Annotated in this window: 25 protein-coding genes; 7 read left to right on the top strand and 18 right to left on the bottom strand. The window is 72.0% G+C overall.

Annotation, left to right across the window (positions count from 1 at the left end; translation table 11 throughout):
- Positions 1 to 81 precede the first annotated feature (81 nt).
- From ABZ192_RS41425 to ABZ192_RS41410, 4 genes are read right to left on the bottom strand one after another with little or no spacing between them, the layout of a single operon-like run.
- Positions 82 to 1,110 (bottom strand): 6-phosphofructokinase, encoded by a 1,029-nt coding sequence (locus ABZ192_RS41425; RefSeq protein WP_356929626.1) that lies wholly within the window; start codon positions 1,108 to 1,110, stop codon positions 82 to 84.
- A gap of 53 nt (positions 1,111 to 1,163) precedes the next feature.
- On the bottom strand, positions 1,164 to 1,853 hold the full coding sequence (locus tag ABZ192_RS41420; protein ID WP_356929625.1) for a response regulator transcription factor: 690 nt from the start codon (positions 1,851 to 1,853) through the stop codon (positions 1,164 to 1,166).
- The gene (locus ABZ192_RS41415) at positions 1,850 to 3,076 is read right to left on the bottom strand and encodes a DUF5931 domain-containing protein (protein WP_356929624.1); all 1,227 of its coding nucleotides are present in this window, start codon (positions 3,074 to 3,076) and stop codon (positions 1,850 to 1,852) included. Before ABZ192_RS41415 ends, ABZ192_RS41420 begins: the two co-directional genes overlap by 4 nt.
- A gap of 58 nt (positions 3,077 to 3,134) precedes the next feature.
- On the bottom strand, positions 3,135 to 3,911 hold the full coding sequence (locus tag ABZ192_RS41410) for a lysophospholipid acyltransferase family protein (protein ID WP_356929623.1): 777 nt from the start codon (positions 3,909 to 3,911) through the stop codon (positions 3,135 to 3,137).
- Between the two features lie 202 nt (positions 3,912 to 4,113).
- Between ABZ192_RS41410 and ABZ192_RS41405 the strand changes: the two genes are divergently transcribed.
- Both ABZ192_RS41405 and ABZ192_RS41400 read left to right on the top strand, forming a co-directional pair.
- Positions 4,114 to 4,911 (top strand): alpha/beta fold hydrolase, encoded by a 798-nt coding sequence (locus tag ABZ192_RS41405; protein ID WP_356929622.1) that lies wholly within the window; start codon positions 4,114 to 4,116, stop codon positions 4,909 to 4,911.
- On the top strand, positions 4,904 to 5,551 hold the full coding sequence (locus tag ABZ192_RS41400; protein ID WP_356929621.1) for a hypothetical protein: 648 nt from the start codon (positions 4,904 to 4,906) through the stop codon (positions 5,549 to 5,551). Before ABZ192_RS41405 ends, ABZ192_RS41400 begins: the two co-directional genes overlap by 8 nt.
- 11 nt (positions 5,552 to 5,562) lie before the next feature.
- On the opposite strand, the gene ABZ192_RS41395 is transcribed toward ABZ192_RS41400, so the two are convergent.
- The 6 genes from ABZ192_RS41395 to ABZ192_RS41370 form a co-directional block, all read right to left on the bottom strand.
- The gene (locus ABZ192_RS41395) at positions 5,563 to 6,309 is read right to left on the bottom strand and encodes an endonuclease/exonuclease/phosphatase family protein (RefSeq protein WP_356929620.1); all 747 of its coding nucleotides are present in this window, start codon (positions 6,307 to 6,309) and stop codon (positions 5,563 to 5,565) included.
- Between the two features lie 135 nt (positions 6,310 to 6,444).
- Positions 6,445 to 7,398 carry an ROK family glucokinase gene (locus ABZ192_RS41390; protein WP_020272969.1) on the bottom strand — a complete coding sequence of 318 codons (954 nt, stop codon included), beginning with the start codon at positions 7,396 to 7,398 and terminating at the stop codon, positions 6,445 to 6,447.
- Positions 7,399 to 7,532: 134 nt separating this feature from the next.
- Positions 7,533 to 8,033 (bottom strand): DUF5304 domain-containing protein, encoded by a 501-nt coding sequence (locus ABZ192_RS41385; RefSeq protein WP_356929619.1) that lies wholly within the window; start codon positions 8,031 to 8,033, stop codon positions 7,533 to 7,535.
- A gap of 44 nt (positions 8,034 to 8,077) precedes the next feature.
- The gene (locus tag ABZ192_RS41380; RefSeq protein ID WP_356929618.1) at positions 8,078 to 9,253 is read right to left on the bottom strand and encodes an ArsA-related P-loop ATPase; all 1,176 of its coding nucleotides are present in this window, start codon (positions 9,251 to 9,253) and stop codon (positions 8,078 to 8,080) included.
- Between the two features lie 161 nt (positions 9,254 to 9,414).
- Positions 9,415 to 9,852 (bottom strand): SRPBCC family protein, encoded by a 438-nt coding sequence (locus tag ABZ192_RS41375; protein WP_086564878.1) that lies wholly within the window; start codon positions 9,850 to 9,852, stop codon positions 9,415 to 9,417.
- A 111-nt stretch (positions 9,853 to 9,963) separates the two neighbouring features.
- Positions 9,964 to 10,761, bottom strand: coding sequence for a metallophosphoesterase (locus ABZ192_RS41370; RefSeq protein WP_356929617.1), 798 nt, complete (start codon positions 10,759 to 10,761; stop codon positions 9,964 to 9,966).
- Between the two features lie 297 nt (positions 10,762 to 11,058).
- Here ABZ192_RS41370 and ABZ192_RS41365 point away from each other — a divergent pair, with 297 nt between their 5' ends.
- A complete protein-coding gene (locus ABZ192_RS41365) occupies positions 11,059 to 12,855 on the top strand; it encodes an AMP-dependent synthetase/ligase (protein WP_356929616.1) in 1,797 nt (598 codons plus the stop codon).
- Between the two features lie 13 nt (positions 12,856 to 12,868).
- Here the strand turns inward: ABZ192_RS41365 and ABZ192_RS41360 are convergent, their stop codons facing one another.
- Together ABZ192_RS41360 and ABZ192_RS41355 are read right to left on the bottom strand one after the other, a co-directional pair.
- The gene (locus tag ABZ192_RS41360; protein ID WP_356929615.1) at positions 12,869 to 14,455 is read right to left on the bottom strand and encodes a GMC oxidoreductase; all 1,587 of its coding nucleotides are present in this window, start codon (positions 14,453 to 14,455) and stop codon (positions 12,869 to 12,871) included.
- A 170-nt stretch (positions 14,456 to 14,625) separates the two neighbouring features.
- Entirely contained in the window at positions 14,626 to 15,768 is a 1,143-nt protein-coding gene (locus tag ABZ192_RS41355; protein WP_356929614.1) for a glycosyltransferase family 4 protein, read from the bottom strand.
- 118 nt (positions 15,769 to 15,886) lie between these two features.
- Between ABZ192_RS41355 and ABZ192_RS41350 the strand changes: the two genes are divergently transcribed.
- Positions 15,887 to 17,125, top strand: coding sequence for a glycosyltransferase family 87 protein (locus ABZ192_RS41350; RefSeq protein WP_356929613.1), 1,239 nt, complete (start codon positions 15,887 to 15,889; stop codon positions 17,123 to 17,125).
- Here ABZ192_RS41350 and ABZ192_RS41345 read toward each other — a convergent pair.
- Entirely contained in the window at positions 17,083 to 18,408 is a 1,326-nt protein-coding gene (locus ABZ192_RS41345) for an MATE family efflux transporter (RefSeq protein ID WP_356929612.1), read from the bottom strand. The genes ABZ192_RS41350 and ABZ192_RS41345 overlap by 43 nt on opposite strands.
- Positions 18,409 to 18,510: 102 nt before the next feature.
- Between ABZ192_RS41345 and ABZ192_RS41340 the strand changes: the two genes are divergently transcribed.
- Positions 18,511 to 19,041: a PadR family transcriptional regulator gene (locus tag ABZ192_RS41340; protein WP_356929611.1), complete on the top strand. Its 531-nt coding sequence runs from the start codon at positions 18,511 to 18,513 to the stop codon at positions 19,039 to 19,041.
- A gap of 197 nt (positions 19,042 to 19,238) precedes the next feature.
- Here ABZ192_RS41340 and ABZ192_RS41335 read toward each other — a convergent pair whose 3' ends face one another.
- The 5 genes from ABZ192_RS41335 to ABZ192_RS41315 all read right to left on the bottom strand — a co-directional run bounded on the left by ABZ192_RS41335 (position 19,239) and on the right by ABZ192_RS41315 (position 24,605).
- Positions 19,239 to 20,423 carry a hypothetical protein gene (locus ABZ192_RS41335; RefSeq protein WP_356929610.1) on the bottom strand — a complete coding sequence of 395 codons (1,185 nt, stop codon included), beginning with the start codon at positions 20,421 to 20,423 and terminating at the stop codon, positions 19,239 to 19,241.
- Positions 20,424 to 20,456: 33 nt separating this feature from the next.
- The gene (locus tag ABZ192_RS41330) at positions 20,457 to 21,470 is read right to left on the bottom strand and encodes an NlpC/P60 family protein (protein ID WP_356929609.1); all 1,014 of its coding nucleotides are present in this window, start codon (positions 21,468 to 21,470) and stop codon (positions 20,457 to 20,459) included.
- 222 nt (positions 21,471 to 21,692) lie between these two features.
- Entirely contained in the window at positions 21,693 to 22,733 is a 1,041-nt protein-coding gene (locus ABZ192_RS41325) for an NlpC/P60 family protein (protein WP_356929608.1), read from the bottom strand.
- 245 nt (positions 22,734 to 22,978) lie between these two features.
- Positions 22,979 to 24,328, bottom strand: a complete 1,350-nt coding sequence (locus tag ABZ192_RS41320) for an NYN domain-containing protein (protein ID WP_356929607.1) — start codon at positions 24,326 to 24,328, stop codon at positions 22,979 to 22,981.
- 37 nt (positions 24,329 to 24,365) lie between these two features.
- A complete protein-coding gene (locus ABZ192_RS41315; RefSeq protein WP_010048941.1) occupies positions 24,366 to 24,605 on the bottom strand; it encodes a hypothetical protein in 240 nt (79 codons plus the stop codon).
- Between the two features lie 159 nt (positions 24,606 to 24,764).
- Between ABZ192_RS41315 and ABZ192_RS41310 the strand changes: the two genes are divergently transcribed.
- Positions 24,765 to 25,517, top strand: a complete 753-nt coding sequence (locus ABZ192_RS41310; protein ID WP_356929606.1) for a rhomboid family intramembrane serine protease — start codon at positions 24,765 to 24,767, stop codon at positions 25,515 to 25,517.
- Positions 25,514 to 25,795, top strand: coding sequence for an Lrp/AsnC ligand binding domain-containing protein (locus ABZ192_RS41305; protein WP_010048935.1), 282 nt, complete (start codon positions 25,514 to 25,516; stop codon positions 25,793 to 25,795). Before ABZ192_RS41310 ends, ABZ192_RS41305 begins: the two co-directional genes overlap by 4 nt.
- The last annotated feature ends 90 nt before the right edge of the window (positions 25,796 to 25,885 follow it).

Here is a 25,885-nt window from a genome sequence, read left to right as displayed (position 1 = left end):
GGGGGGCTAGGCCGGCGCCGTGGGGAAGGCGGGGGGCGGGGGGGGGCCGCCCCCCCCCCCCCCGGCGCCTGGACCAGGCGGTCAGCCGAAGAACACTCCGACCTCCTCGTAGAGCGTCGGGTCCACCGTCTTCAGGCGGGCCGTCGCGTCCGCGATGGGGACGCGGACGATGTCCGTGCCGCGCAGGGCGACCATCATGCCGAAGTCGCCGTCGCGGACGCAGTCGATGGCGTGCAGGCCGAAGCGGGTGGCGAGCCAGCGGTCGAAGGGGCTGGGGGTGCCGCCGCGCTGGATGTGACCCAGGACCGTCGTGCGGGCCTCCTTGCCCGTGCGCTTCTCGATCTCCTTGGCGAGCCACTCGCCGACCCCGGACAGGCGGACGTGCCCGAAGGAGTCCAGCGACTGGTCCTTGAGGACCATGTCGCCGTCCTTGGGCATGGCCCCCTCGGCGACGACGACGATCGGCGCGTACGACGCCCGGAAACGGGACGTCACCCAGGCGCACACCTGCTCGACGTCGAAGCGCTGCTCGGGAATGAGGATGACGTTCGCACCGCCGGCGAGGCCCGAGTGCAGGGCGATCCAGCCGGCGTGCCGGCCCATCACCTCGCAGACCAGGACCCGCATATGGGACTCGGCGGTGGTGTGCAGCCGGTCGATGGCCTCGGTCGCGATGCCGACCGCGGTGTCGAAACCGAAGGTGTAGTCGGTGGCGGACAGGTCGTTGTCTATCGTCTTCGGCACCCCCACACAGGGCACGCCGTACTCGTCGGACAGCCGGGCGGCCACGCCCAGGGTGTCCTCGCCGCCGATGGCGATGAGCGCCTCGACCTCCAGCGCGGCGAGGTTCTCCTTGATCCGGCGGATGCCGTCCTGCTCCTTCAGCGGGTTGGTCCGCGAGGAGCCGAGGATGGTGCCGCCGCGGGGCAGGATGCCGCGCACGGCCGGGATGTCGAGACGGACGGTGTCGCCTTCCAGCGGACCGCGCCAGCCGTCCCGGAAGCCGGTGAAGTCGTAGCCGTACTCCTGCACGCCCTTGCGGACGACGGCCCGGATGACGGCGTTGAGTCCGGGGCAGTCGCCGCCTCCGGTCAGTACTCCGACGCGCATGGAACAGTCCCTTCGCCGCAGGTGCCTGACGAAGGGTCAGTGTGACGTGCGCCTCACTCGTCGTCGAGGCCGCGCTCGATCGCATACCTGACCAGCTCCACGCGGTTGTGCAACTGGAGCTTGCCGAGGGTGTTCTGGACGTGGTTCTGCACCGTGCGGTGGGAGATGACCAGGCGTTCGGCGATCTGCTTGTAGCTCAGGCCCTTGGCGACCAGGCGCAGCACCTCGGTCTCGCGGTCGGTGAGCCGGGGTGCCTTCGGTTCGTCGGTGTCCTGGGCGGGGGCGGGCTCGGAGGCCAGACGGCGGTACTCGCCGAGCACCAGCCCGGCGAGGCCGGGGGTGAAGACCGGGTCGCCGACGGCCGTGCGGCGGACCGCGTCCTGGAGTTCCTCGGTGGAGGCCGACTTCAGCAGATAGCCGGTCGCGCCGGACTTGACCGCCTCCAGGACGTCGGCGTGCTCGCCGCTCGCGGACAGCACCAGGACGCGCAGCGCGGGGTTGGCGGCGACGACCTCCTTGCAGACCTGGACGCCGGGCTTGCCTGGCAGGTTCAGATCGAGCACCAGAACCTCGGGTGCGGCGGCCTTGGCACGGCGCACGGCCTGCTCGCCGTCGCCCGCGGTGGCGACGACCTCGAAGCCCGACTCGGCCAGGTCGCGGGCGACCGCGTCGCGCCACATGGGGTGGTCGTCGACCACCATGACCTTGATCGGGTCCCGCCGGTCCGCCGTGGTCTCCGTCATCGCTGCTCCGCCTTCCCCCGTACGGTCGTCACGTCCTTCGGTACCTTCAGCTCGACCTCCGTGCCCTGGCCCGGCACCGAGATCAGCTCCGCGCTGCCGCCTAGGTCGCGCAGCCGGCCGCGGATCGACAGAGCGACGCCGAGCCGCCCCTCGCCCTCGGCCTGGGCGAGCCGCCCCTCCGGGATGCCGGGTCCGTCGTCCCGCACGGTGACGATCACCTCGTCCGGCTCGTCCTCGACGAGGATCCACGCGCGCGCCTGTTCCCCGGCGTGCTTGCGGACATTGTCCAGGGCCGCCCCTACGGCGGCGGCCACCTCCCGTGCGGCGGCCGGCGCCAGCGGCACGGGCGCGCCGGGCTCGGCGAGGCTGACCTTGGCGCCGGCGTACGGCGCGAGCAGGGCGCGCAGGTCGACGGGGCCGCTCTCCTCCGGCTGTTCGTCGACTGCCCGGACGACGGCTCCCTCGGCGGCATCCTCCGAGACCCGGGAGACGGGTACGAGCCCGCCGGAGACCAGCGTGCGCAGCGCGACCTCCTGTTCACCGGCCATCCGGCCCAGCTCGGCCGCCTCACCGCCGATCACCGCGCCGCGCCGCTGCACCATCGCCAGCACCTGGAGCACGCTGTCGTGGATGTCCCGGGCGAGGCGCTCGCGTTCCCTCGTCGCGGCCTCGATCTCCAGGGCGCGGGCGAGGGTGCGCTCGGAGGCGCGGGCGACCTCGACGACGTAGCCGATGGCGATGGAGGCGATGCAGACGAGGATGACGTTGTGGACGGTGTCGCGGGCCGGGCTGCCGCGCTCGATCAGGTTGGCGGCGGCCACGAGGCTGGAGGCGAGGGCCGCCCAGCGCCAGCCGCCCTTGATGGCGAACGCGAGGACGGCACCGGCAGTCCATATCGACGGCAGCGTCGGGCCGCCCGCCTGGACCCGCTCGTGCGTGTCGGCGACGGGCGTGAGCAGGATGCCGGTGAGGGCGACGGTGAGGTCGGCGGCGAGGAACCCCTTGGTGCAGCGGGCCGCGTTCGCGACCCGGGGCAGTGTGGCCAGGGTCCACGCGGCCAGCACCACGTAGTAGGCGACGGCGACCCAGGGCCGGACGAACTCCTCGTAGGCGGTGGCGAACAGGCCGACCGCGTACAGCATCGTGAGCACCCGGTAGGCGGTCAGCGCACGCCACAGCGGCTGTTCGACCGACATCCTCATGACTCGCTCGCGCCTGGCCATCTCCCCCACCCCCGGAACGCGCCCCCGACCAGGGCTCCGTCCTCCTCTTCCCCGGCTCCTACCGCTCCGGCTTTTCCTTGTCGGCCTGTTCCTTCTCCGCCTGTTCCCTCTCGGCCCGGGCGAGCGCGGCCTTCGCCGCCTTCTCGGCTTCCTTCTCCGCCTTCGCCGCCTCCGCGAGCTGCCGCTTCATGGCCGTCGCGTACATGTCGACGTACTCCTGGCCGGAGAGCTTCATGATCTCGTACATGACCTCGTCGGTCACGGCGCGCAACACGAACCGGTCGTGCTCCATGCCCTGGTAGCGGCTGAAGTCCAGGGGCTTGCCGATCCGGATGCCGGGGCGCATCAGCTTCGGCATGACCTTCCCGGGCGGCTGGATCTTCTCCGTGTCGATCATGGCGACGGGGATGACGGGCGCGCCGGTCGCCAGCGCCACGCGCGCGAGGCCACCCGGCTTGCCGCGGTAGAGCCGCCCGTCGGGCGAGCGCGTCCCCTCCGGGTAGATGCCGAACAGCTCGCCGCGCTCCAGCACCTCGATACCGCTCCTGATGGCGGCCTCACCCGCGCCGCGCGCACCGGAGCGGTCCACGGGCAGCTGGCCGACGCCCTTGAAGAACGCGGCCGTCAGCCGGCCCTTCACCCCGGGCGTGGTGAAGTACTCGGCCTTCGCGATGAACGTGACCTTGCGGTCCAGGACCGCGGGCAGGAAGAACGAGTCCGAGAAGGACAGGTGGTTGCTCGCCAGGATCGCGGGGCCCTCGGCGGGAATGTTCTCCAGGCCTTCCACCCAGGGCCTGAAGGCGACCTTCAGCGGTCCCCCAACAGCGACCTTCATCGCGCCGTACAACAACCGAGTGCCTCCTGTATGTGTCGATCAGACCTTAACCCGGCGCGCCGTCAAAGGCGCCGACGGCCCTGGTCGGTGTCAGTGCCGTCGCGTACGGTGAAGGTCCCGCGAACGCCGTGCGACCCCTGCCATGACGTTCCGTGACATTCCGTGATCGTGTCCGTCCCTTCTCATGACCAGGAGGCCGAAGGTGCCGGTCCTTGCCGGAGCCGAGCCGTTTCGCCACGAGGGCGGGGAGATCGCCGTACTCCTCTGCCACGGCTTCACCGGATCACCGCAGTCGCTGCGCCCCTGGGCGGAGCATCTCGCCGCACGCGGCATGACCGTCTCGCTGCCGCTGCTCCCCGGGCACGGCACGCGCTGGGAGGACCTGCGGATCACCGGCTGGCAGGACTGGTACGCGGAGGTGGAGCGCGAGCTGCGCCTCCTGTGCGAGCGCCGCGAGCAGGTGTTCGTGGCCGGTCTGTCCATGGGCGGCGCCCTGGCCCTGCGGCTCGCCGCGAAGCACGGCGACGCCGTCAGCGGAGTGGTGGTCGTCAACCCGGCGAACAAGGTGCACGGCCTGGCCGCGCACGCCCTGCCGGTGATCCGCCACATCGTCCCCGCGACGAAGGGCATCGCCAGCGACATCGCCAAGCCGGACAGCAGGGAGCTGGGCTACGACCGGGTGCCGCTGCACGCCGCGCACTCCCTGCGCCAGTTCTTCCAGGTCGCCGACCGCGAGTTGCCGCAGGTCACGCAGCCGGTGCTGCTGCTGCGCAGCCCGCAGGACCATGTGGTGCCGCCGGCCGACTCGGCCCGTATCCTCAGCCGCATCTCGTCGACGGACGTGAAAGAGGTCCTGCTGGAACAGAGCTACCACGTCGCCACGTTGGACCATGACGCGGACCGGATTTTCGAGGAGAGCACCTCTTTCATCAGCCGGCTCGCGTCCGGCCTCGGCAGGGAGCCCGGTCTCGGCAAGGAAGGGACGACCGCACGTGGCTGAGCACGACTCCGACCGCGAGGGCCGCGAGCCGGACGAGAAGGGCGTCCCGTTCGACGAGGAGGCCGCCTGGGCGGCGATCGTCGCCGGGTACGGCGACGAGCCGCCGGACCCGCCGGGCGCCAAGCCGTTCAAGTCGATCGAGGACCTGGCACTGCTGGAGACTCCGACCAACGACGACCGGGTCAACGACGATCGGGCGGACACGGCCGCGGAGGCCGCCTCGGCCCCCGCGGAGGCCGGGAAGCCCGGCGAGCCGGACGGACCGGAGCCGAAGGGATCCGGCGACAAGCCGGGTAAGCCTCTGGGCGGCTCCGTCTCCTTCGCGCCCGGCGTCGGCCCGCGCGACTACTCCGCGCCCGAGCCCGCCGAGGACGACTTCGACGAGGACGACGAGGGGCATTTCGTGCCGCCGGAGCCGCCCCCGCTGCCGTCCGCCGACCCCACCGCGAAGTTCGCCTGGCTCGGCGTGCTGGGCGGGCCGGTGCTGCTTCTGCTGGCCGTGCTGCTGGGCTGGGAGATGACCTGGTGGTTGACCACGCTGAGCATCGGCGGGTTCGTCGGCGGGTTCGTGACGCTGGTGATGCGGATGCGGACGGACGACGAGGACGACGACGACCCGGGGCGGGGTGCCGTCGTCTAGACGGCTCGTTCTCAGGCGGCCGGAATCTTGAGGGCGGCCAGGACCGGAAGGTGGTCCGTGGCCGCCCTCAGGTCTGCGTCGGTCACTCCGGGGTGCTCGAACGGCACGCCGCAGCCCAGCACCTCGATGCCCTCGGTCGCGAAGATCGCGTCGATGCGCTGGTAGGGGTCGGCGGGGGTCCAGGTGTGCTCGCCGCCCCAGGGCGCGGTCGCGTGGCAGTCCTGCAGGGCGTCGGTGAGGCGGCGGAAGGCGGGGCCGTCGGGGCGTTCGTTCAGGTCGCCGCCGGCGATCATGTGCTCCACGCCCATGCCGGCGAGCCGGTCCAGGAGCAGGCCTGACTGGTCGTAGCGCTCGTCCTTCTGGAGCGACAGGTGACAGCTCAGGACGCCGAGGCGGGTGCCGGCGAAGCGGACGACGGCGGTGGCGAAGCCGCGGCGGTGCAGGCCGGGGGTGTGGGGCAGGAGGATGTCCTCCGTGCGTTCGACGCTCGCGCGGAGCGAGCTGAGGATCGCCGGGCCGGTGGTGGTGGCGCCGCCGGTGACGACGACCAGGTCGGATGCGCGGGCCAGACGGGCGAGTTTCTTGCGCCAGCGGAAGAAGCGGGGGGCTTCTTGGATCAGGACCAGGTCGGGTTCGCAGGCCTTGATGACGCGGGCCAGGGCATCGGTGTCGTCGCGCATCGAGCGGATGTTGTAGCTGAGGACCCTGATGACCGCGGAACCGTCGGGTTCGGTACGGGAGTTGGGGAGCAGGGGCATGTGATCAATTTACGCCCATGAGCTCGGGGCGCGGGGGTTGTGCGCGAGTGCCGGTCGTACGTGGCTGATCGCGCCCACGCGGCGGAGCCGCACATTGATACAGCCCCGCGCCCCTTACGAGCCAGAAGCAGGGCGTTACATGATCGGGTCGGGTTCCCTCGCCAGGTCCGCTGCTCCGACCAGGCCGGCCTTGTTGCCCAGTTCCGCGGCGCGGACCTCGGCGACCGGGCGCCAGTTGCCGCCGACCAGCCAACGCTTGTAGGACTTGCGGATCGGGCCCAGGACCAGTTCGCCCTCGTCGGACAGGCCGCCGCCGACGATGAAGGCGGAGGGGTCGAAGAGGGAGGCGAGGTCGGCGAGGCCCGCGCCGACCCAGCGGGCCAGTTCGCGGTAGGAGTCGACGGCCACGCGGTCGCCCTGGCGGGCGGCCATGGAGATGTGCTTGCCCTCGATGCCGTCGGGCGTGCCGTTGCCGAGGCCGAGGAGGATCTCGGCGTTCTCGGGGGTGGCGTTGGCGCGCTGCTTGGCGTACCTCACCAGCGCCCGGCCCGACGCGTACTGCTCCCAGCAGCCCTGCGAGCCGCAGCCGCACAGCAGACCGTCCGGCACCATGCGGATGTGGCCGAACTCGGCGGCCACGCCGAAGTGCCCGCGGCGCAGCTTGTTGCCGATGATGATGCCGCCGCCGAGGCCGGTGCCGAGCGTGATGCAGATGACGTTGCGGTGGCCCTTGCCGGCGCCGAACTTGTACTCGCCCCACGCCGCGGCGTTCGCGTCGTTCTCGACGACCACCGGGAGGCCCACACGGGCCTCGACCTTCTCCTTGAGCGGCTCGTTGCGCCAGTGGATGTTGGGCGCGAAGTAGACCTCGGAGCGCTGCCGGTTCACATAGCCGGCCGCGCCGATGCCCACGCCGACGATGTCGTGCCCGACGCGTGCGCCTTCCACCGCCGATGCGATGGCGTCCACGATGCCCTCAGGCGTGCCCGGGGTCGGCACCTTGTGGGTCGAGAGGATGTTGCCTTCCTCATCGACCACGCCGGCCGCGATCTTCGTGCCGCCGATGTCGACGCCGATGGTGAGTCCCATGAATCCCTCAGTTTCGGTCGAGCCCCGCTACGGCCAACGGTACCCGAGGCGCGCCGTCGGGTCGGCTGTCGTCCGCACGCTGGGCAGGACCGGCGGCGGCACGCCGGTCGTGGCTCGCGAAGAGGAGGTCGGGCTCAGTCCAGGTCGATGCGCTCCCCGGGACCGGCGTCGTCGCCCCGGTCATGGCGTTCGTCCAGGTCACGCGGGTCGATCCGGTCGTCGCGCCCGGTCCAGCGCCGCTCCTGGGCCTCGACGGCGGAGCGGTAGGCGGCGAGCAGTTCGTTCCCGGCGGCGGCCAGGTGGTCGAAGACGTCCGGGTTGCGTTCGATGACGGGTTCCACGGCGGCCTTGGCCTGCTGGACGACCTGGCGGACGACCTGCTCGGCGGCGGGCCCGGCGACGGCGCCGAACAGCGGGGACTGGATCCCCGACAGCTTGTCCGCGACGGCGTCGACGAGCTTCTTCAGTTCCTCGGCCGCGGAGCCCGGGGGCGGTCCGTACTCGGCGCGGCGGCGGGCCTGCTCCGCCTCGAGGTCCTCGGCGCACGCGGTCGCCCAGGCGTCGGCGTCGCTCGCCCGTACCTCGTCCGCGGCCTCTTCGCGGGCGGCGTCGAACGGGGGGAGCTCTTCGCTCATGACGGACTCCTGACTACGGTTCGTCCCTCCGACGTTACCCCCTCTCACCGCGTCTGCGGCCAGAGCTTCGGGTCGGGCGCGAAGCGGATGCGCAGCTCGCCCTCGCGCAGGGCGGCGCCGTCGACGGTGCAGCGGCGCAGCGCGGAGGGCAGCGGAACGATTCGGCGGAAAGGCCCCGCCGTGACGACGAGTTCGTCGCCGCGCCGCACGAGGTCCAGCTCCTCGCGCACGGCGCCGGGCAGCGGGATGTGCCAGACGAGCACCCCGTCCTCGCCGAGCCGGTCGGCCACCGGCCACTCGACCGCCGGGACGGGCTCGTCCGGGTCGACGCCGGGCACGGCGAGGCCGGCGAGGTCGTCGGCGCCGACCGGGTCGCGTCCCAGGTGGGCGACGGTCCGGACGTCGTACGACTCGCGCCACTCGTCCAGTGTCTTGCGCTGCTGGGCGACCGGGCCGGCCAGCCAGGTGTCCGGGGAGGCCTCGGGCAGCACGCGGTTGGCGACCACCAAGTCGGTGCGCAGGCGGCGCAGGGCGAGTCCGAGGCGGGCCGTGCGGAGGGCGTCGGCACCGGCGGGGCCGGGCTCGGCGACCAGTCGTACGACGGTGTCGCGGTCGGCGACGACGGCCTCGACGGCGGCCAGCTCCAGGTCCCAGCGGGCGGCCGTCTCGTACAGCCACTCGGCGGGCATAGGGACGCCGGCCAGCCGGCCCAGGACGGGGCGCAGGGCGCGGGCGGCCTGGCGTTCGGGCGGGAGCAGGCGGCGCAGGTAGCGGCGGAGCTCCCCGGGCAGGGCGAGGAGGGCGAGGGCCTGCGGGGCCGGGGGCAGGTCGACGACGAGCAGGTCGTACGCCTGGGACAGCGCGGCGTCCCGCAGGGCGCGCAGGAGGGCGAGTTCCTCGGCTCCGGGGAGCGGGCTGAGTTCCTCGGGGTCGAGGCGGGAGGCGCCGAGGAGGTCCAGGGCGGAGGAGGCGCGGTCCTGGAGGGCGGTGAGGTCGGTGCGGAAGTCCTGGGCGGGGTCGGGGCGCCAGGCCGTGAGGCGGGGTGCGGCCTGGACCGGCTCGGGGCCGGTGCCGGTGCCCAGGGCGGCGCCGAGGGTGTCCGTGCGGTCGGTGCCGAGGACGAGGGTGCGGGTGCCCTGCGCTGCCGCGGCCAGGGCGGTCGCGGCCGCGAGGGTGGTACGGCCGCTGCCGCCGGGGCCGGTGATCAGGATGGTGCGCATGGGGGTGCACGGTACTCGGCGTTGATGAGGTACCCCATGTTGGTGCTGAGGCCGAGTGGGTGCGCAACGGGCGCTGCGGGGTTCCGCTGCGCCCACCCGTGCCGCCTGGGGGGTACCCCCCAGGCACTTAAGGCACTGGGGGGAGGCACGACTGCCCGCAGCTAGGCCGATTCCACGCGCTTCTTCAGACCCGCCAACGCCCGGTCGATGATGACCTTCTCCGCCTTGCGCTTGATCATGCCGAGCATGGGGATCTTGACGTCGACGGTGAGCGCGTAGGTGACCTCCGTGCCACCCGCACCCGCCGGCTTCAACAGGTACGTGCCGTCCAGGGACCGGAGCATCTGGGACTTGACGAGGGTCCAGGACACCTCGTTCTCGCCGGTCCACGTGTACGCGAGGACCTGGTCGTCCTTGATCGCCCCCGCGTCCATGACGAGCCGGACCTGTTCGGCACGGCCCTGCTCGTCGGTCTTGAGTACCTCGGCCTCCTTCACCTCGCCGGTCCAGTCCGGGTAGCGGGCGAAATCGGAGATGACCGCCATGACGTCGGCCGGGGCCGCCTCGATGGTGATGCTCGAGCTGGTGTGTTCCGCCATCGCCGTGGCTCCTCCAGATACGGGCCGGTATGAGGTCGTCGTGCGCAAGCGTGTGCAGCGTGAAGGCTACCGCGCACGGGACCCGCCGATCTCACCCGACCTGGGACGTCCTCACCATTCCAGCGCCCACGGCGTCCCGGTCCCCGCGAAGTGACCCACGTTCACACACTCGGTTGCCCCGATCCGCATCCGCCGCACCAGCGGCTGGTGCACGTGCCCGAAGAGGGAGTAGCGGGGCCGGGTGCGGCGGATGGCGTCCAGCAGGGCCCGGCTGCCGCGCTCGAAGCGGCGCGCGACGGTGTCGTAGACGAGTTCGGGGACCTCGGGCGGGATGTGCGTGCACAGCACGTCGACCTCGCCGACGGCCTCTATCTTGGCGGCGTACTCCTCGTCGCCGATCTCGTACGGCGTCCGCATCGGTGTCCGCAGGCCGCCGCCGACGAAGCCGAAGACCCAGCCGCCGATCTCCACGCGCTCGCCGTCGAGGACGGTGGTGCCGGGGCCGGCGTACTCCTGCCACAGGGGCGGCATGTCGACATTGCCGTACGTGGCGTACGTAGGAGTGGGGAACGCGGCGAACATCTCGGCGTACTGCTTGCGCACCGCCTTCTCGATCACCGAGGCGCGGTCCTCGCCGACGCCGGCCCACAGCCGGGCGCCGAACTCCCGTGCCTCCTGGAAGCGGCGGGCGGTGCGCAGCGCGACGATGCGGTCGGCGTTCTCGACGCCGAACAGGTCGGGGAAGATCCCGCGCGAGTGGTCGGCGTAGTCGAGGAAGAGGACGAGGTCGCCCAGGCAGATCAGGGCGTCGGCGCCCTCGCCGGCCCTCGCCAGGTCACGGGCGTTGCCGTGCACGTCGCTCACCACATGCACGCGCGTCCTGCGGTTTCCGGCTGGTGTGGGTGCCATGGCGATCAAGGGTAGGTCGAGGGGCGCAGTTGTGAACAGTGGCGGCCCTACCTGCGGTTACTGGCCAGTCAGTTAGTACGTGGACTACTGTGCGCGAAGGAATACCCAACTGTGTGACGCAGCGAACATCTCGATGGGACCCCCTGTCGGAGAACCCATACCGGCGGGTAACGTCCGGGCAGTCCAGTCGTGCTCTGCATTTCAACAAGTGAATGCGGGAGCACCTGCCCGAGCCTTGGACCGGACCGTCGCATCACACAACGTCGTGGCGCCGGCGCCCTATGAGGAGCAGCAGTCTTGCGCGAGTTCAGCCTTCCGGCTTTGTACGAGGTCCCTGCGGACGGCAATCTGACCGACATCGTCCGCAGAAACGCCGCGCAGCACCCGGACGTCGCCGTCATCGCCCGCAAGGTCGGCGGCACCTGGCAGGACGTCACGGCCACCGCCTTCCTCGCCGAGGTGCACACGGCCGCGAAGGGGCTGATCGCCGCCGGGGTCGAGCCCGGCGACCGGGTGGGCCTGATGTCCCGCACCCGTTACGAGTGGACTCTGCTGGACTTCGCGATCTGGTGCGCGGGCGCGGTGACCGTGCCGGTGTACGAGACCAGTTCGCCGGAGCAGGTGCAGTGGATCCTCGGCGACTCGGGCGCGACCGCGTGCATCGTGGAGTCGGACGGTCACACGGCCGCCGTCGAGTCGGTGCGCGACCGTCTGCCGGCGCTCAAGCACGTGTGGCAGATCGAGGGCGGCGGCATCGAGGAGCTGGGCCGGCTCGGGCAGGACGTCACGGACCAGACGGTCGAGGAGCGCAGCTCGATCGCCAAGGCCGACGACCCGGCGACCATCGTCTACACCTCGGGCACGACCGGCCGTCCCAAGGGCTGTGTGCTCACCCACCGCAGCTTCTTCGCCGAGTGCGGCAACATCGTGGAGCGGCTGCGTCCGCTGTTCCGCACGGGCGAGTGCTCGGTGCTGCTCTTCCTGCCGCTCGCGCACGTCTTCGGGCGGCTCGTGCAGATCGCGCCGATGATGGCGCCGATCAAGCTGGGCTGCGTCCCGGACATCAAGAACCTCACCGACGAGCTGGCCGCGTTCCGCCCGACCCTGATCCTCGGGGTGCCGCGCGTCTTCGAGAAGGTCTACAACTCGGCGCGCGCCAAGGCTCAGGCCGACGGCAAGGGCAAGATCTTCGACAAGGCCGCCGACACGGCGATCGCCTACAGCAAGGCGCTGGACACCCCCTCCGGCCCGTCCCTCGGGCTGCGGATCAAGCACAAGACGTTCGACAAGCTCGTCTACAGCAAGCTGCGCGCGGTCCTCGGCGGCCGGGGCGAGTACGCCATCTCCGGCGGCGCCCCGCTGGGCGAGCGCCTGGGCCACTTCTTCCGCGGCATCGGTTTCACGGTCCTTGAGGGCTACGGCCTGACCGAGTCCTGTGCGGCCACCGCGTTCAACCCCTGGGACCGGCAGAAGATCGGCACGGTCGGCCAGCCGCTGCCCGGCTCGGTGGTGCGGATCGCCGACGACGGCGAGGTGCTGCTGCACGGCGAGCACCTGTTCAAGGAGTACTGGAACAACCCCGGCGCGACCGCGGAGGCGCTGGCCGACGGCTGGTTCCACACCGGTGACATCGGCACCCTCGACGAGGACGGCTACCTCCGGATCACCGGCCGCAAGAAGGAGATCATCGTCACCGCGGGCGGCAAGAACGTCGCCCCGGCCGTGATCGAGGACCGCATCCGGGCGCACGCGCTGGTCGCGGAGTGCATGGTGGTGGGCGACGGGCGGCCGTTCGTGGGCGCGCTGATCACCATCGACGAGGAGTTCCTGGGCCGCTGGTGCGCGGACCACGGCAAGCCGGCGGGTTCCACCGCGGCGTCGCTGTGCGAGGACCCGGATCTGCTGGCCGCGATCCAGGCGGCGGTCGACGACGGCAACGCCGCGGTGTCGAAGGCGGAATCGGTGCGGAAGTTCCGCATTCTGTCCTCCCAGTTCACGGAGGAGTCGGGCCACCTGACCCCCTCGCTGAAGCTGAAGCGGAACGTGGTGGCGAAGGACTACGCGCACGAGGTCGAGGCGATCTACGCGAAGTGACCCACGCGGTCGTCTATGGCGCGGTGTCCTCGGCGAGGACCCGCGCCATCGTGCGTTCGGCGAGCGCGGTGATGGTCACGAAGGGGTTGACCCCGATCGACCCGGGCACGAGCGAGCCGTCGGTGACGTAGAGCCTTCCGTAGCCCTTCACGCGCCCGTAGTCGTCCGTCGCCCGGCCCAGCACGCAGCCGCCGAGCGGGTGGTAGGTGAAGTCGTCGGCGAAGACCTTGCTGCTCGACCCGAACAGGTCGTAGCGGTAGATCGTCGAGTTGGCCGCGTTGATCCTGTCGAACAGCTTTCTGGCCATGGCGACGGAGACCGCGCTGTGCGCGGCCGTCCAGCCGAGCCGTACCGCGCCCGAGCCGGTGTCGTACGAGAACGACGCCCGCTCCGGGTTCCCTGTGATCGCCAGGTACAGGCTCACCCAGTGCTCCAGGCCCGTCGGCAGCGGGGCGATCTCGGCGAACACGCGGTTGGCGGCGTTGGCCCAGTCGTCGATGCCCATGACCGGCATGGTCGACTGGTTCGCGCCGACGGTGTCCCACAGGTGGTTGGCCCGGCCGAGCATCACGTTGCCGTTGGTGCCCCAGCCGGCTCCGACGCTGGGGTCGAGATCGGGCAGGGTCCCCGTCTCCCGGGCGCGCAGCAGCAGTTCGGTGGTGCCGAGGCTGCCGCCGCCGAGGAAGAGGTAGGTGCAGCCGTACTCCTTGGTCTCGACGACCCGGCCGGTCTCGTCGACGCGGTCGGCGGTCAGGACGTAGCTCCCGTCCGGCGCCCGGCTGATCGCGCGGACCTTCTCCAGGGTGTGGATGGTGACGTGGCCGGTGCCGAGCGCGGCGGCGAGGTAGGTCTTGTCGAGGCTGCGCTTGCCGTGGTTGTTGCCGTAGATGACCTCGCCGGCGAGTGCCGACTTCGGGGCGGTGCCGGACGCCTCGCGCGCCATGTGACCGAAGTCGTAGACGTTCGGCACGAAGGTGGTCCGCAGACCGGTCTTCTCGGCGTGCTTGCGGGAGACGCGGGTGAAGCGGTACCACTCCGTCGACTCGAACCAGGCGGGGTCGACGCTGTTCACGCCGAGGGCGGCGCGGGCGCGCGGGAAGTACGTGCCGTACATCTCGTCGGCGTCGACGGTGGGGAACTGCTCGGCGAAGTAGGCCCGGGGCGGTGTGACCGCCATGCCGCCGTTGACGAGTGAGCCGCCGCCGACGCCCCGGCCGACGTAGACGGACATCTGCGCGAAGTGCACGCGGTCCAGGACGCCCGGGTAGCGGCCGATGTCCCTGTTGACGACGTCCAGCCAGAGGAAGGTGCCCAGGGGTGCCTCGGTGCGGGTGCGGAACCACATGGAGCGCTGGTCCGGGGTGCGGGTGGAGCAGAAGGTCTTTCCGTCGGGGCCGGGGGTGTTCCAGAGCCGGCCCATCTCCAGGACGAGGGTGCGGATGCCGGCCTGGGCGAGGCGGAGGGCGGCTACGGCGCCGCCGTAGCCGGAGCCGATGACGATGGCGGGGGCGGTGTCGACGGCGTCTGGCTGCGCCGCTCGGGCGGAGTCCAGGCCGATGCGGGTGAATCCCAGGGTGGCTGCGGTTTGGAGGGCTGCCATGCCCAGGATTTGACGTCTTGTCAGGTGACGATGCGTCAGGTTTGATGTCATGTGCGCAGCATCGGCGGATTTTTGGGTTCCGCCTAGTGGGGTGCCGCTTGATCGTTGTGGGCGGGTGCGGGTTGTGTGTGGCTTGTCGCACAGTTCCCCGCGCCCCTGAAGGAAGACACCTACAGCAATTTTTTCAGGTGCTCGGCGAGTAGGTCCCAGCGCCACTTCTCCTCGACCCATTCCCTGCCGCGCTCGCCCATCCTGCGGCGCAGCTCCGCGTCGCCGAGGAGGGTGGTGATGCGGTCGGCTGCCTCCGACGGAGAGCCGCCGCGGACCACCCAGCCCGTTTCGCCGTCCAGGACCGCGTCGGGGGCGCCGCCCGAGTCGCCGGCGACGACCGGGAGGCCCGTCGCCGAGGCCTCCAGGTAGACGATGCCGAGGCCCTCGACGTCGAGGCCGCCGCGGCGGGTGCGGCAGGGCATGGCGAAGACGTCGCCGGCGCCGTAGTGGGCGGGCAGCTCCGACCAGGGCACCGGGCCCGTGAAACGGACGGAGGCGGCGACGCCCGTGTCGTGGGCCAGTCTGCGGAGGTCCTTCTCGTAGGGGCCGCCTCCGACGATCAGCAGCACGGTGTCCGGCTCGGCCGCCAGGATCCGGGGCATGGCCTGGATCAGGGTGTCCTGGCCCTTGCGGCGCACCAGCCGGGAGACGCAGACCACCACCGGGCGGTCCGACAGGCCCAGGCGGGCCCGCACCTCGTCGCCGCCCGAGCCGGGGTGGAAGGCCTTCTCGTCGACGCCCGGCGGCAGCTGCGCCATCCGCGCGGCCGCCCGCGGGCTGAGCGCGCCGGCGATCCGGGAGCGCGTGTACTCGCCCAGATAGGTGATCGTGTCCGTGGAGTCGCCGATCCGGCGCAGCAGCTGCCGCGCGGCGGGCAGTTGCGCCCAGCCGGCCTCGTGCCCGTGCGTGGTGGCCACCAGCCGTTCGGCGCCCGCGCTGCGCAGCGCGGGCGCCATCAGGCCGAGGGGGGCCGCCGCCCCGAACCACACCGAGGTGCACCCGTGCTCCCGCAGCAGCCCGACGGCCCGCCTGGTGGCGCCCGGCGTCGGCAGCAGCATCGTCGTGCGGTCCCGTACGACGATGAAGGGCTGCTCGGCGTCGAAGGCGGCCGTCGCCGCCACGCCCTCCCGGCTCCGCTTCCAGGTCGACGCGTAGACGACCAGCCGCTGCGGGTCCAGCCGCAGCGCCATGTTGTGCAGAAACGCCTGGATGCCGCCCGGCCGGGGCGGGAAGTCGTTGGTCACGATCAGGGTCTTGCGCACGCCGCCGACCCTACCGAACCGCCCCGCACGGCCGTACGCGCCGGCAGGTATGGCACGCTCACAGCTGTCGGGGACATCATGGCCTCCTCGACACGGTACGCGGACGGGCAGGGATCTGGTGAGGACGACGGGCGTGAAGTGGTCCCTGGCATGGCTGCCGGTGGCCTGGTGCCTCACGAGGCTGGTGCTGCTGCTGTTCGTGCTGAAGGTGTACGTCTTCCCGGGCCCGGACGTGACGAGCGACGTGTCCGTGATCTACCAGGGCTGGTACGACGTCCTGTCCAGCGGAACGTTCCCTCAGGACGATGTCACCTGGCAGTACCCGCCCGCCGCCGCCCTGGCGATCCTCTCCCCCGGCCTGCTGTCCTTCCTGCCGTACGCGACCGCTTTCTTCGTGCTGGTCTGCGTCACGGACCTGGCCGTCCTGGCCCTGCTGGCGTACGCGGGCCGGCGTCCGGGCAGGTCGCTGCGCGGCGCCTGGGTGTGGGTGGCGGGCGTGCCGCTGCTCGGGCCGACGGTGTACGCCCGCTACGACGTGATGGTCACGGCGGTGGCCGTGGCGGCGCTGCTCGCGGGCGCCCGGCACCCCAAGGTGATGGGGGTGCTGGCCGCGTTCGGCGCGCTGCTGAAGGTCTGGCCGGCGATGCTCCTGCTGGCGGTCCGCCGGCCCGCCTCCTGGGTGTCGGCCGCGGTGACCGGTGTCGCGGTGACGGGCGTGTTCGCCCTGGCCGCGCCGGGGGCGTTCGCCTTCCTGACCTCCCAGCGCGACCGGGGCACCGAGGTGGAGTCGCTGGGCGCGCTGGTCTTCCATGTCGCCCGGCACTTCGGCTGGCGGGGCGAGGTGCGGCTGAACTACGGCTCGATCGAGTTCCTCGGGCCGTACGTGAGCGAGGTGAGCACCGGCGCGCTGTTCCTGACGGGGGCGGCCTTCGGCTGGCTGGTGCTGTGGCGGCTGCTCGCCCGGACCTTCGAGGAGCACACGGTCGCCGACGCGGCCTTCGTGGCGGTGCTGATGTTCACCACCACCAGCCGGGTGATCAGCCCGCAGTACATGGTGTGGCTGGTCGGGCTGGCCGCGGTCTGCCTGTACTTCCCCGGGAGCCGGATGCGGCTGCCGGTCGGGCTCGTGCTGGTGGCGTGTTTCGTGACGGTGCTGGAGTTCCCGCTCTACTTCGCCAACGTGGTGGCCAGCGACGGCCTCGGCCTGACCCTGCTGTTCCTGCGCAACGGCCTGCTGGTGGCCGCCGCGCTCCTTTCGGCCCGCGCCCTGTGGCGGGCGACGGTGCCACGCACGGCCCCCGCTCCCGTGCCCGCTCAGCCCACCACCCGCACCGACGAGACCCCGGTCTCCACCTGAGCCGGGGACCGCCGGAACAGCACGCCCGCCAGAGCGCACTGCACCGCCGCCGCCACCGCCAGCGCGAGGCACACCCCGGGCAGCCCGAGCCCCGTCAGGCCGTACGCGAGCGCCAGTTGGACCGCCGTCCCGAGCACGGTCACGCGCAGCAGCCTCGGGGCGTCCCCGCCGCCCTCGAAGACCCCGCCGAGCGCGATGAGGCAGGCCATCAGCAGCAGGTAGGGCCCGACGCAGCGCAGGAAGAGCACACCCTCGCGCGCGACCCCGGGTCCGGCGCCGAAGACGGCCATGAGCCACGGGGCGGTGACGGCCAGCAGGACGGCCGCGGTGAGGCCGATGACTCCGGAGAGCAGCACGGCCTGCCGCCCGATCTCCCGCCGCGCGTCCCTGCCCTCACCCCGTGTGTGCGCGGTGTGGATGGACGCGGCCTGGCGGACGGCGTAGAAGGCCATGGTGGCCAGGTACATGACCTTGTAGGCGATCGAGTACGCGGCCACCGCCGTCACCCCGAGCCGCGCCACGATCGCGACCAGGACCAGGGCGCCCGTCTGCCGCACGGTGAAGTCGGCGGACATGGGCAGGCCGGTGGCCAGCGTCCGGCGCAGGGAGACGGCCAGGGGTTCGGCCGGTGCCGTGCCGCGGGCGCTGCGCAGCAGTGCGGTGCGCCAGATGGCGACGAGTCCCGCCGCGAGCGCCACGGTCCGGCACAGCACCGTGGACGCGGCGGCGCCCTGGACGCCGTAGAGGTGGATGAGGAAGGGGTCGAGGGCGAGGATCAGGCCGTTGGACAGCAGGGCGAGTCGCATCGGGGTCCGGGTGTCGCCGGTGCCCTTGAGGATGCCGTCGACGAGTTGCTGGGCGAAGAAGACGGTCATGCCGGGCATGGAGAGCGCGAAGTAGGCGACGGTGAGCGGGAGGGCGGCGCCGTCGGCCCCGCCCAGGACCAGCCGGGCCAGCGGTTCGCGCCCCAGCAGGCCGCCCGCCACCACCAGGGGCGTCACCAGCGCCCACAGGGCCCAGCCGCCGCGCACGGCCGCCCGGACGGCGGCGGGGTCGCGGGCGCCCCGGGCGTGGGCGACCAGCACGGTCGTGCCGGAGCCGAAGACCAGGGCGATGCCCAGCAGCACGTTCTCCGTGGTGGTCGCCACGGCCACGGCGGCCACGGCCGGACCGCCCAGCCGGGCGACCCAGACGGTGTTGATGATCCCGGCGGCGACGGACGCCAGGAGTGAGAAGTAGACGGGGCGGGCGAGCTGGAGGAGCTGCTTGCGGTGGGCGTTCACGGTGACTGTCCCCCTGAGACCAGCGCACGAACCTCGATTCGAGATAGCTCGGTTAGAGGTAGCATGGGATCTCACGCCCCCGCAAGGAGGACGAGGAGGACCATGCTGGAGCTGTCGATCCTGGGCTTCCTGGCCGAGGAGCCGCTGCACGGCTATGAGCTCAAGGAGCGCATCAAGGCGCTGACCGGCCATGTCCGGCCGGTGAGCGACGGCGCCCTCTACCCGGCGATCACCCGGCTGGTCGGGGCGGGCCTGCTCGACCAGCGCACCGAGCCGGGCGTGAGCGCGGCCCCGCGCCGGACCCTCGCCCTCACCGGCAAGGGCCGCGAGGAGCTGCTGGAGCGGCTGCGCCGTCCGAAGCAGACCGAGATCACCGACCAGGTCCGCTTCAACACGGTCCTGGCGTTCCTGCGCCACCTCCCCGACCGACACGAGCAGGCCGCGGTGCTGCGCCGCCGGCTGGACTTCCTCGAGACGCCGTCGAGTTTCTTCTACGAGTCCGGCAAGCCGGTCCGCGCCGAGGAGGCCGACGACCTGTTCCGCCAGGGCATGCTGCGGGTCGCCCGGGCGACGGGCGAGGCGGAGCGGACCTGGCTGCGGGAGGCCATCGCACTGCTGGAACAGCCTGGTTGAGGCCGCGTGCGGCCCGGTCCGGCCACGGCACCATCAGCCGAGGGAACCCGCGGGCGGCCGCGCCGCAGCCCGATCGGCCGAGCCTGCGGCGGCCGGGTCCGCCGCGCCCGATCAGCCGAGCCGGATTCGAAGGCCGTCCGACGACCACGCCGCCCGTCAGCCGGGACGAGCCCGCGGGCCGACCAGCCGTCGCCCGCTCAGCCCAGCTGCACCCGCAGATAGTCCCGCCACTCCTCCGTGAAGGCCTCCGGGGTCGTCCCCAGCACCTCGCGCATCGCCTCCTCCACCGCCCCGGCCCGCTTCCGGTGCTCCCCGACGGCCCGGTAGAACTCGCCCAGCCGCGCCTCGCCCCAGCGGTCGGCGATCAGCCGGCACGCCGTCCAGCCGCTCTCGTAGGCCCGGGCCAGGCGGCTCGCGTCGCCGGTGAAGCCGAAGTCCTTGTCGTCCGGGAGGGCGGACGGGATCCGGCCCTGGGTCACCGCGCGGGACAGTTCGGGTGCGGCCTCGCGCGGGGTGCGGCCGGCGGCCCGGTAGCCGACCCAGTCGGCGTAGCCCTCGGACAGCCACAGCGGGGTGGCGGGAGTGGTGTGGGCGCGGGTGGCGACATGGGTCGTCTCGTGGGTGACGACGACCTGCTCGCCGAGGGTGCCGAGGAGTGCGAACGCGTCCGGGTTGACGATGACGCGGTCCGCGGGCGCCTGCGCCGGTGCACCCGTCTCGCCCGTGGTGACCGCCGCGATCCCGCGGTAGGAGGAGGCGGGTGAGCCGAGCAGCCCCGCCATCCCCTCCAGCGACTTCGGTACGAGCAGGACGACGCGCCGGCCCCAGTCCGTGCCCCACGCCTGAGAGACGGCGGGCACCGCGCGGTCGGCCAGGTCCGCGTAGCCGCGCAGCGACCGGCCGGACTGCCCGACGCCGAGGACGAGGCTGCGCTCGCCCCGGACGACCTGTACGGCGCCCTGGTCCCACAGTTGCTGGGCGGACTTCTTCGCGGGCCGGTCGGCGTCGACGGACCACTGCCCGTCCGCGTCGCGGCTCAGCCGCAGGGTGCGGCCCGCTGTCACCGGCGCCCGGTCGTACCCCGCGACGCGGTAGCGCAGTTCGGCGTCGGCGGTGGCGGTGTCGCCGCTGCGGTGCAGGCCGGTCACGCGGTACGACCAGTCGGCCAGGGGCAGCGCGCGCACCTGGGCGAAATCCGTGCCCGTGCCCGTGCGCGCGTAGGCCCGTTCGTCGTGGTCGAGGACCGCGGCGGCGCGCCGGTCGAGGAGCCGCTGGACGTCGGCCGTGGCGCTGTCGGCGGCGGACCGGCCGCCGCATCCGGCCAGGAAGACGAGCAGCACGACGAGCGCCACCACCGGGGATCCCGACCTTCGACCAGCCACGTTCCCGATCGTACGGGCGCCGGGCCGCGCCGGTCAGACCCTGGTGACCGACGAGACGGGCATCATCCCGACCGGGTCGTAGCGCACGGGTGCGCCGGGGTAGGGCGCGTGGATGACCTGGCCGTTGCCCATGTACATCCCGACATGGCTGGCGTCGCCCCGGTAGACGACCAGGTCGCCGGGGCGTGCCTCGGACAGCGGGACCTGCCGGCCGGCGAATCGCTGGGCCTGCGAGGTGCGCGGCAGGGCGACCCCGGCCTGCGCGTACGACCACTGCATCAAGCCCGAACAGTCGAAGCCGGAGGGGCCGTTGGCACCCCAGATGTAGGGCTTGCCGAGCGCGCTGCGGGCGGCGGCGACGGCGGCCGCCCCGCGGCCCGAGGCGGCGGTGGCGCCGCCGAGGCCGGGGATGCCGTCGCGGCCGGAGCGTGAGGCGCGGCCGTAGGCGTCACGCTCACTGTCGGGAAGGGAGTCGAGCAGCCGCCGGGCCGCGGCGAGTTTGTGCTCGACGGTCTCCTTGTGGGCGGCGACGGCCTTGCGGCTCTCCTCCAGTTCGCGGAGCTTGCCGGCGGCCTCCTCGCGGTCCTGGGCGAGTTCGCGCATGACCTGCTGAAGCTCCTTCAGCTCACCGGCCTGGTGGGCCGTGATGCGGTCCAGCCGGGAGGCCTTGTCGAGGTAGTCGTCCGGGTCGTCGGAGAACAGCAGGGCGAGGGACTGATCGATGCCGCCCGACCGGTACTGGGCACCGGCGAGCGAACCGAGCGACTCCCGCATGGAGTTGACGCGCTGCTGCTGCCGGGCGATCCGGTCCCGGGCGGTGCCGACCTCGTCGCGCAGCCGCTCGGCGCGCTCGCCGGCCTCGTGGTAGGCCTCGGTCGCCTTCTCGGCCTGCTCGTAGAGGCGGTCCACCTTGGCCCGGGTGTCGTCGTACGGTGCGGCCGCGGCCGGTACCGCGCCCAGGGCGGCGGCCGCGACGGAAAGGAAGCTGACCGCGACACTGGCGCCCCGGTCGAACCCGGACGGTGCAAGGCGGCGATGGGACCCCACGGGAAGCCGCTCTCCTTCCGCTGGCGGACTAGGAAACGCGGCAGACAGTAGCCCCGTGACGCGGGGCCGCCAACGACCATCCGTGGGTATGCGGCACGACATCCCGCCACTGACGCAGGTCACTGGCGGGACGTGGACTCACTCGAGGTTGCCGTGATTCGCCCGAACGGCGGATACGGTGTCCTGATCTTGGAGACGCCGGGGGTTTCCCGGGCGCCGGGGTCAGACGCGGACGCCGAACATGAACGGGCCGCCGATGGTGTCCATCGACTCGTAGCGGACGACCGTGCCGGTGCGCGGGGCGTGGATGATCTGCCCGTTGCCGGCGTAGAGGCCGACGTGGTGCAGGTCGTTGAAGAAGAAGACCAGGTCGCCGACCTTGAGCTGGCTGACCGAGTAGATCTTGGTGCCGTACTGGGCCTGCGCCTCGGAGGTCCGCGGGATCTGCACGCCGGCCGCGGCGTACGCCCGGGAGGTGAGGCCGGAGCAGTCGTAGGAGCTCATGCCGGTGGCGCCGTAGACGTAGGGCTTGCCGAGCTGGCTCTGCGCGAAGGCGTAGGCCGCGGCGGCGCGGCCGGAGCCGGGCGGGACGTTGCCGGTGAGGGCGTCGCGCTCGCTGTCGCGGCTGGCGCGGTCCTGCTCGGCGGCGAGTGCCTGCTTCTCGGCGGCGGTGAGGCTGTTGAGCAGCTTCTGCGCGGAGGCGAGCTTGCCCTGGACTTCCTTCTTCTTCTTGCCGAGTTCGGTGCGCGTGGAGGCGAGGTCCTTGAGCTTCTCAGACGCCTCGGCGCGCTCCTGGGCGAGTTCGCGCTGCTTCTCCTGGACCTTCTTCAGCGCCTCGACCTGCTGGCTGCTCAACTGGTCGAGCGTGGAGGCCTTGTCGAGGTAGTCGTCCGGGTCGGCGGAGAGGAAGAGCTGCACGGACGGGTCGATGGAGCCGGTCCGGTACTGCGACGCGGCCGCGAGACCCAGGCTGTCGCGCAGCTCGTTGAGCTCCTCCTGGCCGCGGGCGACGTTGTCCTGGATCGTGGAGATCTCCTTCTGGAGCTTCTCCTGCTTCTCCTTGGCCCCGTTGTACTTCTCGGTGGCCTGCTCCGCCTGCTCGTAGAGCTTGTCGACCTTGGCCTTGACCTCGTCCTTGCTCGGCTTCTCACTGGGGGCCGCGTTGGCGGCCTGCGAGCTGAAGGCGACGGCAGCTGCGGCGGCGGTGGTCAACACGGTCACACGTGCGCGGCTCGGCTGCTTGGGACGACGGTGGGACGCCACGGGTGAAAAGCTCCTTCTGGCCCCTCCGCCGTCTCTCCCGATGAGTGATCACCCGAGCGGAGGTTCGGCCCGACCCTAGTGACCTTCCTGTGATCAGTTCAAATCCTCAGCTGAAAAATTGCGTCACGGTGAGCCATCTTTTCATCTTGACTCACAGGCAGTGAGCCCCATTTGACGCGCTGTGGCACACAGGCACCATCAATTCGGGCATCAAGCCCGTAAGTTACAGATGGCGCGAACGGCCGCTAGGACCGCGAAAGGCGCTTCAGCAGCATCGCCGAGGCCACCGGGCGGGCGCCCGCGCGGGCCACGCCGTCGGCGACCTCGCGGTCGGTGGAGGCGACGATGACCGGCCGGCCGGGCGGTTCGGCGCGCACCAGCTGGCGGATCAGCTCGTCGGCGGTGACGCCGGGCTTCGAGAACAGCACCCGGACCCCGCGCGGCGGTGCGAGCAGGACCGGCGCGGCCAGTTCGGCCCCGTCGAAGACACACGTCACCTCGGCGCCGCTCTGCGCGGCCAGCTGCGAGAGCTGCCCCAGCAGCCTCAGACGCTGCTTCTCCAGCGGCATCTGCGGATAACCCGTCTTGGTGACGTTGTAACCGTCGACGACGAGATGGGCCTGCGGCAGCGCCAGCAGCTGGTCGAGGACCTGCGGGTCGTCCTCGGACAGGGCGCGGGCGGCGATGTCCTTGGGGCTCATCCGGCCTGGCTCGACGGCGTCCACGGTCTCGGCAGGCCGCACCGACACCGGCGGCAGGGCCAGTTCGCGCCGGAGGCCCTGGGTGGCGTCCAGCAGGGTGTCCAGCAGCAGCCGCACCCGCATGTCCTCGACGCTGCGGCCCTCGCGCGCGGCCCGGCGCGTGGCCTCCAGGGCGGCCTCGGTCTCCCCGAGCCGGGCCTTGAGCCGCCGGCTCTCGCTCTCGGCGGCGGACACCTGGGCCTGCCCCTCGGCGCGGACGGCCTCGATCTCCCCGTGCGCCTTGCGCAGGGCGGCCTCGCCGCGCTTGACGTCGCTGAGGGCGGCACGCAGCTTGCGGTGCAGCGACTCGGCTTCCTTCTTGGCCGAATCCAGCTCCGTGCGCAGCCGCTCCGTCTCGGCCCTGGTGTGGTCACGGGCCCGGGCGAGCTCGGTGCGCAGCCGCTCCAGCTCGGCCCGGGTCTCCTCGTCGGCTCGCTCGGCGTCGGCCCGCTGGGCCTCCTCGCCGGCGGCGGTCACGAGCTTCACCCAGCCGAGGGGCCGCAGTACGTAGGCCGCGGCCGCCACGTCGAGCGGGTCCGCGGCCGGGGGCGGGGAGCCTGAGTCGAGGGCGCCGGTCAGTTCCGGCTGGGCCTCTCTGAGCTTCTCCCCGATGCGCTGCCGGAACAGCGGGTCGGTCTCCAGCGCCGCGGCCATGGCGTTGCCGGCGAACTTGGCCCGGCGGTTCGGGGCGAACCGGGCGTACTGCCTGAGCTGCGCGGGCAGCTCGCCGACCGTCAGCGAGCCGAAGCCGTCGGAGACGATCTGGACGACCCTGCGGCGCACGCCGTCGGGCAGCGGACGGTCGAGCACCTCAGCGGCGCCGTCGCCCGGCCCCCCGCCTGTGGTCTCCACCATCCGTCACACCCCAATGCCTGTGCGGGGCCAGCTCCCCTCAGGAGCCGGCACCCGGCCTGTCGACGAGTTCCACCTGGTCCACCGCGTTGCACCAGCGGCAGCGCACCGACTCGATGGTCTCACTGAGCACCTCGCGCTCCTCGACCTTCGGCTCTCCGGCCAGGTCGAGGTGGACGTACTCGACGACCTTCGACGAGCGGGTCACGTCGAACCTCGTGAGGTTGCCGCAGAGGGTGCAGCGCCACCGCGTCGAGGCGGTCGGCAGGGGAACCGTCATCGTGGCCTGTTCTCTTTCCTTCTAGTGTCCGTGACGCCACCGGCATCCCCGGTGCGTGTGGCTCGTAACCCTACGGCCTGGCGGGTCCTCGCCGCCCACGCGTCCACGGCGGCGAGGCGGTCTGTGCGGTTGCGTCCGGTTACGTCATGCTCTGTAGCCATGATCAGCAAGTGGAGTGCGTCGATCGTCCGGGCCGGCAGATCGGTCCGGGGGGCGTCGGCGCCGGTGACGTACGCACTGATCGCCCTGTGCTGCGCGGTCTTCCTGATCGGCCCCGCTTCGGGGCTCGGTCCGGCGTACGGCACGGGCGACGAGCTGCTCGCCGCGCAGCGGGCCTATTTCCGGCGCTGGGGCGTGATCCCCGCAGAACTGTTCGAGGGGGCCGCCGGATCGGCCCTCACCCCCGCGACGGCCCTCTTCGTCCACGGCAGCTGGGTGCACCTGCTCGGCAACATGCTCTTCCTCTACGTCTTCGGGGCGATGACCGAGGAACGGATGGGCCGGGTGCAGTTCACCCTGTTCTACGTCGGCTGCGGCTATCTGGCCCTGCTGGGCTACGCCGCCGTCAACGCGGACTCCGAGCAGTCAGTGGTCGGTGCCTCGGGGGCGATCTCGGCGGTCCTCGGCGCGTTCCTCTACCTGTTTCCCCGGGCCCGGGTGACCAGTCTCCTGCCGTTCCTCTTCTTCCTGCCGGTGCGCTTCCCGGCCTGGGTCGTGCTGCCGTTCTGGGCGGCGCTGCAGTGGCTGGCGGCGGGGCGGGCCTCGGACGGACCGGGCGTGGCCTACCTCGCCCACCTGGTGGGCTTCGGCCTGGGCTTCGGCTACGCCTCGGTCCGCTACGGCCGTCCCACCAGCCCTACTAGAGTGAAGGCCGCCCCTGCTCCGGCCCCCGAGGGAGAGAACCAGCCGTGATCACCGCGATCGTCCTCATCAAGACCAGCGTGGACCGGATCCCCGAGATCGCGGAGTCGATCGCCGCGCTGGACAACGTCAGCGAGGTCTTCTCCGTCACCGGCACCTACGACCTGATCGCGATGGTCCGGGTGAAGGACCACGAGGATCTGGCGGAGGTCATCCCCGGCCGGATCAGCAAGATCCCCGGCGTGGAGGGCACGGACACGCACGTGGCGTTCCGTACGTACTCGCAGCACGACCTGGAGGCGGCGTTCTCCATCGGGCTCGACAACTAGGGCCTGTCGTTTGGATCACGCCGCAGACGCGGGGTCTGGCACGCGCATCTGCGGCGTTGTCGTCGGTTGCCGATGCTCCGCATCGACGCC

The sequence above is a fragment of the Streptomyces sp. NPDC006235 genome (genome assembly GCF_040613735.1).
In the GTDB taxonomy this organism is placed as follows: Bacteria; Actinomycetota; Actinomycetes; order Streptomycetales; family Streptomycetaceae; genus Streptomyces.
This window is presented reverse-complemented; position numbering and strand designations above follow the sequence as displayed.